General features: G+C 70.5%; 11 protein-coding genes. 6 read left to right on the top strand and 5 right to left on the bottom strand.

From position 1 onward, the window contains the following. Positions 1-84 precede the first annotated feature (84 nt). The 3 genes from G5C51_RS16665 to G5C51_RS16655 all read left to right on the top strand — a co-directional run bounded on the left by G5C51_RS16665 (position 85) and on the right by G5C51_RS16655 (position 3,697). Positions 85-1,284: a cytochrome P450 gene (locus tag G5C51_RS16665; protein WP_165238025.1), complete on the top strand. Its 1,200-nt coding sequence runs from the start codon at positions 85-87 to the stop codon at positions 1,282-1,284. A gap of 47 nt (positions 1,285-1,331) precedes the next feature. Next, positions 1,332-2,240 (top strand): zinc-binding dehydrogenase, encoded by a 909-nt coding sequence (locus tag G5C51_RS16660; protein WP_165238023.1) that lies wholly within the window; start codon positions 1,332-1,334, stop codon positions 2,238-2,240. A gap of 188 nt (positions 2,241-2,428) precedes the next feature. Continuing rightward, positions 2,429-3,697 carry a cytochrome P450 gene (locus G5C51_RS16655; protein WP_165238021.1) on the top strand — a complete coding sequence of 423 codons (1,269 nt, stop codon included), beginning with the start codon at positions 2,429-2,431 and terminating at the stop codon, positions 3,695-3,697. A gap of 9 nt (positions 3,698-3,706) precedes the next feature. On the opposite strand, the gene G5C51_RS16650 is transcribed toward G5C51_RS16655, so the two are convergent. Next, positions 3,707-4,471, bottom strand: a complete 765-nt coding sequence (locus G5C51_RS16650) for an SDR family oxidoreductase (protein ID WP_165238019.1) — start codon at positions 4,469-4,471, stop codon at positions 3,707-3,709. A 37-nt stretch (positions 4,472-4,508) separates the two neighbouring features. Next, a complete protein-coding gene (locus G5C51_RS16645) occupies positions 4,509-5,156 on the bottom strand; it encodes a ScbR family autoregulator-binding transcription factor (protein ID WP_165238018.1) in 648 nt (215 codons plus the stop codon). A gap of 326 nt (positions 5,157-5,482) precedes the next feature. On the opposite strand from G5C51_RS16645, the gene G5C51_RS16640 reads away from it, so the two are divergent. Next, positions 5,483-6,358: a ScbA/BarX family gamma-butyrolactone biosynthesis protein gene (locus G5C51_RS16640; protein ID WP_165238016.1), complete on the top strand. Its 876-nt coding sequence runs from the start codon at positions 5,483-5,485 to the stop codon at positions 6,356-6,358. 44 nt (positions 6,359-6,402) lie between these two features. Here the strand turns inward: G5C51_RS16640 and G5C51_RS16635 are convergent, their stop codons facing one another. Beyond that, on the bottom strand, positions 6,403-7,041 hold the full coding sequence (locus tag G5C51_RS16635) for a ScbR family autoregulator-binding transcription factor (protein ID WP_338118173.1): 639 nt from the start codon (positions 7,039-7,041) through the stop codon (positions 6,403-6,405). A 282-nt stretch (positions 7,042-7,323) separates the two neighbouring features. Further along, complete coding sequence (locus tag G5C51_RS16630; RefSeq protein WP_165238012.1) at positions 7,324-8,049, bottom strand: HAD-IA family hydrolase; 726 nt, start codon at positions 8,047-8,049, stop codon at positions 7,324-7,326. 110 nt (positions 8,050-8,159) lie between these two features. Here G5C51_RS16630 and G5C51_RS16625 point away from each other — a divergent pair, with 110 nt between their 5' ends. Together G5C51_RS16625 and G5C51_RS16620 are read left to right on the top strand one after the other, a co-directional pair. Next, positions 8,160-8,510, top strand: a complete 351-nt coding sequence (locus G5C51_RS16625; protein WP_165238010.1) for a DoxX family protein — start codon at positions 8,160-8,162, stop codon at positions 8,508-8,510. Positions 8,511-8,557: 47 nt separating this feature from the next. Beyond that, positions 8,558-9,424, top strand: coding sequence for an LLM class flavin-dependent oxidoreductase (locus G5C51_RS16620; protein ID WP_165238008.1), 867 nt, complete (start codon positions 8,558-8,560; stop codon positions 9,422-9,424). Between the two features lie 14 nt (positions 9,425-9,438). On the opposite strand, the gene G5C51_RS16615 is transcribed toward G5C51_RS16620, so the two are convergent. Continuing rightward, complete coding sequence (locus tag G5C51_RS16615) at positions 9,439-9,885, bottom strand: DUF2267 domain-containing protein (RefSeq protein ID WP_165238006.1); 447 nt, start codon at positions 9,883-9,885, stop codon at positions 9,439-9,441. Between the last annotated feature and the right edge of the window lie 33 nt (positions 9,886-9,918).

The raw sequence follows: 9,918 nt of genomic DNA, 5'->3' as shown, positions 1-9,918 counted from the left end.
CCCCCGAAACGCCCGCCCCCTGACGCCGGCGTGGCGCCCAAGGCCCCGTTTACCCGGCCGCCGCGAAGGCACTAGCGTCCCGCCGTGCCTGTCTTAGATCTTCTGGAACTGGATCCGGATTTCGCGGCCGACCCCTACCCGGCGTATGCGCGCCTCCGCGCGCAGGGCCCGGTGCACCAGGTGCGGACACCGGACGGCGACACGGTCTGGCTCGTCCTCGGCTACGACGCCTGCCGGGCGGCGTGCCAGGACGCCCGGCTCAGCCGCGACTGGCCGCGCTCGGGCGACGTCGGCCGGATCACCAACACCACCGGCGACGATCCGGCACTCGCGCACATGCTGATGGCGGATCCGCCGGCCCACACCCGGCTGCGGCGGCTGGTCGCCCGCGAGTTCACCCAGCGCCGCGTACGGGCCCTGCATCCCCGCGTGACCGCCCTCGCGCACGAGCTCCTGGACCACATGCTCGCCGCCGAGGACCGCCGCGCCGACGTGATCGGCAGCTTCGCGTTCCCGCTCCCGATGACCATCATCTGCGAGCTGCTGGGCGTGCCCGAACTCGACCGGGCGGCCTTCAGGAGCTGGTCCAACGAGCTGGTGTCCCGCACCAGTCCGCGGGCGGAGGCCCGCGCGTACCAGGAGCTGAACGGCTACCTGCCCGGGCTCATCGACGCCAAGCGGGCCCGGCCGGGCCCCGACCTGCTCAGCGCCCTGGTGCATACGGTGGACGAGGGCGGTGACCGGCTGTCGCCGGACGAGATCCTCGGCACCTGCGGGCTGCTGCTGATCGCGGGACACGAGACCACGGTCAATCTGATCGGCAACGGGCTGCGGGCCCTGTTCGCCCACCCCGAGCAGCTCGCCGCCCTGCGCGCCGACCCGGACGGGCTGTTGCCGCAGACCATCGAGGAAATCCTGCGCTACGACGGTCCGGTGGAGTCGTCCACGCCGCGCCTGGCGCTGGAGTCCATCGACATCGGCGGCGCCGTCATTCCGCGCGGCGCCACCGTGCTGATCTGCATGGCCGATGCCAACCAGGACCCGGGCCGCTTCCGCGACGCCCACCTCTTCGACATCCACCGAAAACCCTCCGGCCACCTCGGGTTCGGCCACGGCATCCACCACTGCCTCGGCGCACCGCTGGCCCGCCTCGAAGGGCGCGTCGCACTCGGTGCGCTGCTCGAGCGCTGCCCCGGACTGGCACTCGACACGAGCGGGGAGCACGGCGCCCGGATCCCCGGGATGCTGCTGCGGGGCGTCCGCCGGCTGCCGGTGCGGTGGTAGCGCCGGCGCCGATGACCACCGGCCGGGGCCGCGCTAGGGTGCCGTGCGTGCTCGCCATCCAGTTCGCCCGCATAGGTGGACCCGAGGTCCTCACTCCGACCGAGACGACCGTCCCGCGCCCGTCCCCCGGACAGGTCCTGATCACCGTCGAGGCGGCCGGGGTCAACTTCGCCGACACTCACCTCGTCGACGGCTCGTATCCAGGATCCGACCCGCTGCCGTGCATCCCCGGAACCGAGGTGGTCGGCCGCACCCCCGAAGGACGGCGGGTGCTCGCCCGCGTGCGCCAGGGATACGCCGAGCTGGCGGTGGCCGAGGAGGCCGCCGTATGGGAGATCCCCGAGGACCTCGACGCCGGGGCGGCGCTCGCCCTGCTGGTCCAGGGGCTGACCGCCTGGCATCTGCTGCGCACCGCGGCCCGGATGCAGCAGGGAGAGACGGTGGTGGTGCACGCGGCCGCCGGCGGGGTCGGCAGCCTGGCGCTGCAGCTCGCCCGGGAGTTCGGCGCGGGGTGCGTCCGCGCCCAGGCATCCACCGACGCGAAAGAGCGGCTGGCCCTGGAGCTGGGCGCCGACGAGGTGATCACCTACCCCCACGACCGGCAGGCCGATGTCGTGCTGGACGCGGTCGGCGGGGATCTCTTCGGCCAAGCCCTGGACACCCTCGCTCCGTTCGGCCGCCTGGTGAGTTACGGCAGTGCCGCGCGGACCGGCATCCCCCACGTCGACCCGGCGCGGCTGAGCCGGCTGAGCGCGTCGGTCGCGGGCTTCTGGCTCCGTGCGGCACTCGCCCGGCCCGGGGCGGTCGACGGGCCCCTGCGGGAGCTGTTCGAGCTGACGGCGGACGGCCGCCTCAAGCCGGTGGTGCACGGCAGCTACCCGCTTGCCGACGCCCGCCGGGCGCATGCGGACCTGCTGGCCCGCCGCACCGTCGGCAAGGTCGTCCTGCGCCCCTGACCACCGCTGTCGCCATCGGTGACGGAACGCGTAACTCCGTATGAAGTGCAGCCGCAGTCGAACAGAATCCATACCGGACGGACTGTTTCTTATTTAGACTCGCTCTCAGGACTCCCTCAGCGCCAAGCGCAACCGCGCCATGCACGGCTCGTCATTCGCCAGCTATGCCATCGAAAGGGAGACGTCCTGTGACCAGACAACAGTGCCCGCTGACCCTTGACCCTGCCGGCGCCGACCTGCCGGGTGAGGTACGCAAACTGCGGCAACTCGGCCCGGTGACACGCGTGGTCCTGCCCGGCGACGTACCGGCGTGGATGGTGTCGGGGCTGGCCGAGGCCAAGCAGCTGATGACCGACCCCCGGATCTCGAAGGACCCGCGCCGGCACTGGCAGGCCTGGATCGACGGCCGGGTGACCACCGACTGGTCCCTGGCCAAGTGGGTGTCGCTGAAGAACATGTTCACCTCGGCCGGCGCCGACCACAGCAGGCTGCGCAAGTTCGTCGCCGCCGGCTTCACCATGCGGCAGGTGCGGCGGCTGCGCCCCGAGATCGAGCGGCTGGTGGCGGACCTGCTGGACGGAATCGCTCAACTGCCCCCGGACGAGCCGGTCGACCTGCGCACGGCGTATGCCGAGCCCTTACCTGCCCGGGTCATCTGCCTGCTGTTCGGCGTGCCCGAGGAGCAGCGCCTTCCGCTGCGCCGGCTCATCGCCGCCCTCCACGACACCGCGCTGCCGGCGGCAGCCGCCCAGGAGGCCGCCGGCGAGATGTACGCGATCCTCGCGGACCTGGTGGCCACCCGGCGGGCCGAGCCGGGCGAGGACCTGACGAGCGCCTTGCTGGCGGCCCAGAGCGCGGCCGAAGGGGCGGACGCCATCACGGAGCAGGAACTCACCGACACCCTGCTGCACCTGGTGGCGGCCGGCTACGAGACCACGGCGACCCTCATCGATCGCTGTGTGCACGCCCTGCTCACCCACCCCGCACAACTGGAGCTGATCCGCGAGGGGTTGTACGGCTGGGAGGACGCCGTCGACGAGATCCTGCGGCTGGATCCGCCCGCTGCCAACTTCCTGCTGCGGTACGCGACCGAGGACGTGTCGATCGCGGGTGAGCTGATACCCCGCGGGGACGCCATCGTCGTCTCGGCCATGGGAGCGGGCCGCGACGAGCGGGTGCACGGCGATGACGCCGACCGCTTCGACCTCACCCGCGGCACCCGCGCCACCCACGTGGCCTTCGGCCACGGCGTGCACCACTGCCTGGGCGCGCCCCTGGGACGCATGGAGGCGGTGATCGCGCTGGACAGCCTCTTCGCGGCCTTCCCCGACCTGCGCCTGGCCGTCCCTGTCGACCGGCTCGAGCCCGTGTCCTCGCTGGTCCTCAACGGCCACCGGGAGCTGCCGGTGCTCCCCGGCCCGCGGGCGGGGACCGCACTGTCCGTGGCGGGGCTCTAGACCGGGTCCCTACAGAGCCGATCCGCCGCTCACGCTCAGCCACTGGCCGGTGATCCACCGCGCCTCGCCGGAGGCCAGGAAGGCCACGGCATCCGCGATATCGGCCGGCTGGCCGATCCGGTTGAACACCGACTGGGAGGCGAGCCACTGCCGCCCCTGCTCGCTTTCACGCAGCGGCGCGTTCATGTCCGTCTCGACGAACCCCGGGGCGACGGCGTTGACCGTGATGCCCCGGGGGGCGACCTCCTTGGCCAGCGCGAGGGTGAAGGCATCGAGCGCGCCCTTGGTCATGGCGTACGCGATGGCCTCGGGGAAGGCGGTACGGGAGGCCAGTGACGAGATGTTGATGATCCGCCCGTTGTCCCGCAGCCGCGGCAGTCCCTGCTGGACGAGGAAGAACGGCGACCTGGCGTTGATGGCCAGCAGCTCGTCGAGGTGCTCGGGCGTGACCTGGGCCAGCGGCACCGCGGGGCCCAGCGCCGCGTTGTTGACCAGAATGTCGAAGCCGGCCTCGAGCCCTTCCTCCTTCAGCCCCGCGTCCAGCGCCGCGTAGACCGTATCGGCGGCATCGGGCGCGGCCAGGTCGGCTTCGACCGGTAACGCACGGCCGCCGGCCCGCCGTATCGCGTCCGTGGTCTCCTCCGCGGCGGCCCGGTTGCTCTTGTAGTGCACCGCGACCAGCGCACCCGCGCCGGCCAGTCGCTGCGCGATGGCCCTGCCGATCCCCCGGCTCGCGCCGGTTACCAGTGCGACCTTGCCGCCGAGCTGATCCATGCCCACCCCTGCCGTGTGAGTGCGATCCGTACGTCGCTCAGGACATCGCTTCCTGCTTGTGCGGCTTGCGTTCGGCCAGCAGCGCGCCGCGCTCGACCGAGGTGTCCAGCTGCATGAGCACCCCGGGCAGAGCCACGGCCGGCAGCACGTGATCGTACAGTCGCGAGACCAGCTCCTGGAAGCTCTCCGCCCCGGCCTCCGACTGCGCGACCAGCTGCAGGCCGGTGAAGGAGCCGACCAGCAGCCGGGAGGTGACCGCGGCGTCGACGTGCGGCAGCACTTCACCCTGCGCCTTCGCCTTGTTGAGCAACTGCTCGCCGCGATAGGCCCATTGCGGCCACGGGGTGCCGAAGAAGTCGGGAGCGCCCTGGTCGGCGGCGAGCCGGGCGGCGCCGCGCAGCACCGGTTCGCGCGGCAGGCGGTAGGCCAGCTCCAGCCCCATGTCCACGAAGGACTGCAGGATCAGCTCCTCCTCGCGCGGAGGTTCCGTGACCGCCTGCTCGATGACGCCTCTGGCCAGATCCTGCTTCGACGGAAAGTGGAAGTACAACGCGCCCTTCGTCACGCCGGCGCGTTTGAGGATCTCCGCGATGGTGGTGGCGCTGTATCCCTGCTCGGCGAACACGGCACCCGCGGCGTCGAGCACCACTTTCCGGGTGCGGATGGCGCGCTCCTGCTGAGCCATCTGATCTCCTCCCCCACTGCGCCAGAACTGATGAAGATTAAAACCGACCACCCCGTACTTTACAGGGTACTTACCGCAGTCATCTCTGACGAGTATCGGGGCTTCCGCTTGTGGAGCACCCCCGGTTTTGCTTGAAAAGAAACCGGACCGACCGTATGTTTACTACGTCATGCAGAGCCTACGCCTCCGGATTCGAGAGGCGCCGTGCGTTCCCCCAGCGTTCCCCAGAGAGGGGTACGAGCATGTCCACACCGAACGGGAAAGCAGACCGGGCCAGCGAAGACAGACCCTCGCAGCCCCCGACGAAAACTCCGACTCCCGGGCAGGTGCACCGCGTTCACGATGAGGATGTCCTCATCTGCGGCTGGAGTCGCCACAGCGACCAGCACTACTCCGTCGACGCCGACTGGTCCCGGCCGCACTGCTTCTTCCGCACTCTCGCCTCGGCCGCCGACCACACCATGCTGGTAGAGCAAACGATTCGGCAGGGCGTCCTCGGCCTGCTGCACGTCGAGTCCGGCGTGCCGCCGACCGACCACTTCCTGATGAACCGCCTCACCTACCGGCTCGACCCGCTGAACCTGCCCGATACCGACGCCCGGGTCACGCTCGACGTGGTGTTCACCCGGCGCAACCGCCGAGCCGTGGACGTCGCGCTGACGCTCTGGCACGCCGGCGGCATCTTCGGCACCGCCGACGCCGGCCTCGGCTGGATCGCCCCGCAGGTCTACGCCCGATTGCGCGGCGACCGCCGCCCGGTCAGCCCCGCCCCCACCTCGATACCCGTATCGCCCCTGGCAGTTGGCCGGCACAGCGACGACGAGACGCTGCTGGCACCGCTCGGCGACGGGAAGCGCTGGGAGCTGCGGCCGAACCCCGGCCACCCTGCGCTGATCGACCATGCCGTCGACCACGTGCCCGGCCTGGTCCTGATGGAAGCGGCCCGGCAGGCGGCCTTCGCCGGCACGCTGCAGCCCGGTTACGCCTTCACTGCGGCCGCGCTCCGCCCGTACCAGTACGTCGAGTTCGACGCTCCCTGCTGGCTGGAGGCCAGCGAAATCCCTGCCCTGACGCCCTTCGCGGCGGCCGCCGAGGTCACCGGGACACAGGACGGCGAGGTCGTCTTCCGCTGCCACATGGAAGCGAGCCAGTCCGTCGGCTCCGGGGCCCACCCGCTGGCCGGCCTGGCGGCGCAGGCCTGACTACGCCTCGCTCGGCCCGCCAACTCGGCGTATCCATACCGCCGTTATCCAGCTGTCCCCCCACGGGTTTGCTGCCTTCCCGCGGGATCCAGCCCGTCCAGGGCCTCGGGACACGCAAGACTCGGCAGCAGCAGTCTCCAGAATCCGGTGAACGTGGAGTGGGAGATCCACACGGGATCCTCCTGGCTCAGTGCCTCGAATCCCGTGGTGGCGGCGACGATGGTGAGCACGGCCTCCTCGGCCCTGACGTCGGCCGCGAGCGCACCCTCCGACTGGGCTGCGCCCATCAGCGCCGTCACACACTCCTGCCACATCCGGTGCAGGCCATCGCTGTCCCGGCGGCCGTCCTCCCAGCCGAGCCGGAATCCGGCACGCAGGACGACGTCCACCCGCATCCGGGCGGCCAGTTCCTGAGAGGCGTCGGTCAGCCGCTGCAGCGCGCCGTCGTCACCTGACCGCGAGTCGGCGACGATCCGCGCCAACACCTGCTGGGCGGCGTCCTGTACGGCAGTCGCCAGCGCCGCCTTGTTCTCGAAATGGAAATGCAGCGCCCCGGTGCTCACCCCGGCGCGGCGAGTGATCGCCTCCAGCGTGCTGGACCTGTAACCCCGCTCGGCGAAATCCTCGGCGGCAGACCGGATCAGGGCCAATCGCGTCTTGGCGGCCCGGTGCTGAATCGTCACTCGTATCGCTCCCGTCGGCCCGTCATACGGGGATCGCACGCCGCCTGACCGCGGGCGAGGAATGCCGGGCCGCACGCACATTAAACAGACCATTCATGCTGTTTTCAAGCCCACATGTGCCCGCCCGCGGAAAAGTTTGCCCTATATGTCAACTCGCGATTCCGCACCCTACGCCCAACACCCCACACCTGACTGTAAACAACGCACCTCAGGGGCCGCTACCCACCCCGACCCATGCCAACTCATCACCAAGTGATAAACGGCACGGGCGGTCTGTATAAGTCAGGAGGCGTCCGCGCGGTGAGAGCACGGAGGGACGACGTCGCCAATCAAGCTGACGCGCGTGCAGGGCAGGTGGACCGCGGGCCACCCCCGGTCCAGCGCCGGACGTACGTCCCCGTCCAGGCTGTCGCCCACCACCAGACACACGGCCTGATCGTCGAGGAGCGCGTCACTCACTGCCTCGAAGAACCGCGGATGCGGCTTGGCGTGCCCGACCTCCGAGGAGACGAACACCCGGGCAACGTACTGATCCAGCCCGCTGAGGCTCAACTTGAGGCGCTGCAGCCGAGAGGCCCCGTTCGTCATCAGCCAGACCTCGTGATCGCGAGCCATCCGCTCGACGAACTCCGCCGCCCCGGGCAGGCACCGCACCAGCTCTTGCCGATGCCGTACGAACTGTCGCGCGGCATCCTCGCGATCCGCTTCCGCAACCGCGCCCGCGGTCCGCAGCACGTCGCCCCAGACCTCGAGGCGATACCGCAGTCCCCACCCGCCCGCCTCCGGCACCGACGCAAGTGTCAGATCCGCCCAGAGCGCCTCCCAAGAGCTGATCCCCAGGCCCTTGAGCGACTCGAAGTACGGTCCTGCCCGCCAACAGGACCGGGCAATGTCGAAGACGCTCTGCACGCGCTCCGAAGCACGCGCCACTCCGAGCGAATGCAGCGTGGCCTCCACAGCCGCCCAGGCCGCACTGCGGTCCGGGATCAGCGTGTCGTCCAGATCCACGAGAACGACGTACCTACTTGCCTGCACACAACCTCCCTCTGGGCGGCCGCACATGGCGGATAATCGGGGCAAGACCGGGGTGGTGTGCCAGCCGGAGTACGGAGCCGCCGATGTTCGTCGCAACCGTCGTCATCACCGCCGTACTAGCCGCCTCCCTGGCGGCGTCGGTGGCCTTGAAGCTCAGCCACAAGCCCGATGTTGTCGAAGGCTACGCCCGGGTGCACGTGCCCGAGGAGCGGCTCAACGCACTGGCGGGGGTGCTGGCTTGCGCCGTCGCCGGACTGATCGCCGGGCTGTTCTGGGCTCCGATCGGCATCGCCGCGGCGACCGGCGTCACCGTCTACTTCCTGCTGGCGTGCGGGGCACACGTCCGGTTCCGCGATACGGCACACCTCGGCCCGCCGGTGGTGAACCTGCTGCTCGGTGCCGCCGCGCTGACGCTGCGGCTGATCACGTACTGACCAATAATCCGTTGCCTGGGCAGGCGGGGACAGCCCACGATGCCCGGATGCGTTTCTCGATCAACGTCCCGAACTTCGGCGACTTTGCCGACCCCCGAAACGTGGCAACCGTCGCGGCGGCGGCCGAGGAAGCGGGGTGGGACGGGCTCTTCGTCTGGGACCACGTCCACTACCGGGAGTACGCGGGGCGCCCCTTCGGGGACGCCTGGATGCTGCTGACCGCGGCCGCACTCGCGACGTCACGGATCCGGCTGGGGACTCTGCTCACTCCGGTGGCCCGCTATCGGCCACAGCAACTCGCGCGGCAGGTGGCCACCCTGGACAACCTCAGCGCAGGCAGGGTCATCTTCGCGGCAGGGCTGGGCGGGCCGGTCGAGGACGAGTACGGCAGCTTCGGCGACTCCACCGACCGACGCGTGCTCGCCGAGCGGCTGGACGAAGGACTGGAGCTGCTGGGGCGTTTCTGGACGGGCGAGACCGTCGACCACCACGGCCAGCACTACCAGGCGCGCAACGTAAGCCTGCAGCCCGCCACCGTGCAACGCCCCCGCCCGCCGGTATGGATCGGGGGCTTCTGGCCGAACCGCCCGCCCATGCGACGAGCCGCACGATGGGACGGCGCAGTGCCCCTGTTCAAGAACGCCCTGCACGGACACGCCCCGGACCCCAAGGACGTACGGGAGCTGCTCACCTACGTGCACAGCCAGCGCGAAGGCAACACCCAGCACCCCTTCGACCTCGTAGTCGGCGGCGCCACTCCACCGGATACCACCAAGCCCAAGGACGTGATCGCTCCACTACGCGACGCAGGCGCCACCTGGTGGGACGAACGCCAACTGGACCCCGGCCCCGACGTAGACCGCCTGACCCCAGTACTGCGGCGCATCGAGGCGGGCCCGCCCGTACTCGATTAGGCAACCAGCGCCGGTCAGGCCGCCCGGGCCAGTTCGGCCTTGCCGAAGAGGAGGGCGAAGCCTGGGGGGAGTTGGGTGAGGATGCGGGTGAGGAGGTCCGGGTCGGCGAGTTGGTCGATGAGGGCCAGGACGGTGCCGGCGTCCCAGCGGGCGGTGGCCGGGCTGCCGCCGGTGTGGGTAGCGAGTTCGTTCACGAAGCCGCGGGCGGTGAGCTTCTCGGCGGCGGGGGTCTGCGCCGTGAAGATCTGGGCGGCCTCCGGGGGCAGCAGGGCGGCGAGCTCGATGCGTTCGTCGCCGGTCAGCTGGCGGCCCAGTGCGGTGAGCACCAGCCGGACGGTTTCCTCCGCTCGTTCAGGGGTGGGGTAGAGGCCGTCGTACTGCACCCTCCGCAGCATTCGGGGGTAGGAGATGGGCGTCTTGGACTTGGGCTCGGGCCGTGCCAGTACGAGATCATGGGACATCGGTGGCTCGTTCGCCTTTCTGGTGAGGTGACG

This window comes from Streptomyces coryli (assembly GCF_011044975.1).
GTDB lineage: Bacteria > Actinomycetota > Actinomycetes > Streptomycetales > Streptomycetaceae > Streptomyces > Streptomyces coryli.
The sequence above is the reverse complement of the archived record's forward strand: the minus strand, read 5'-3'. Positions and strand labels throughout refer to the sequence as shown.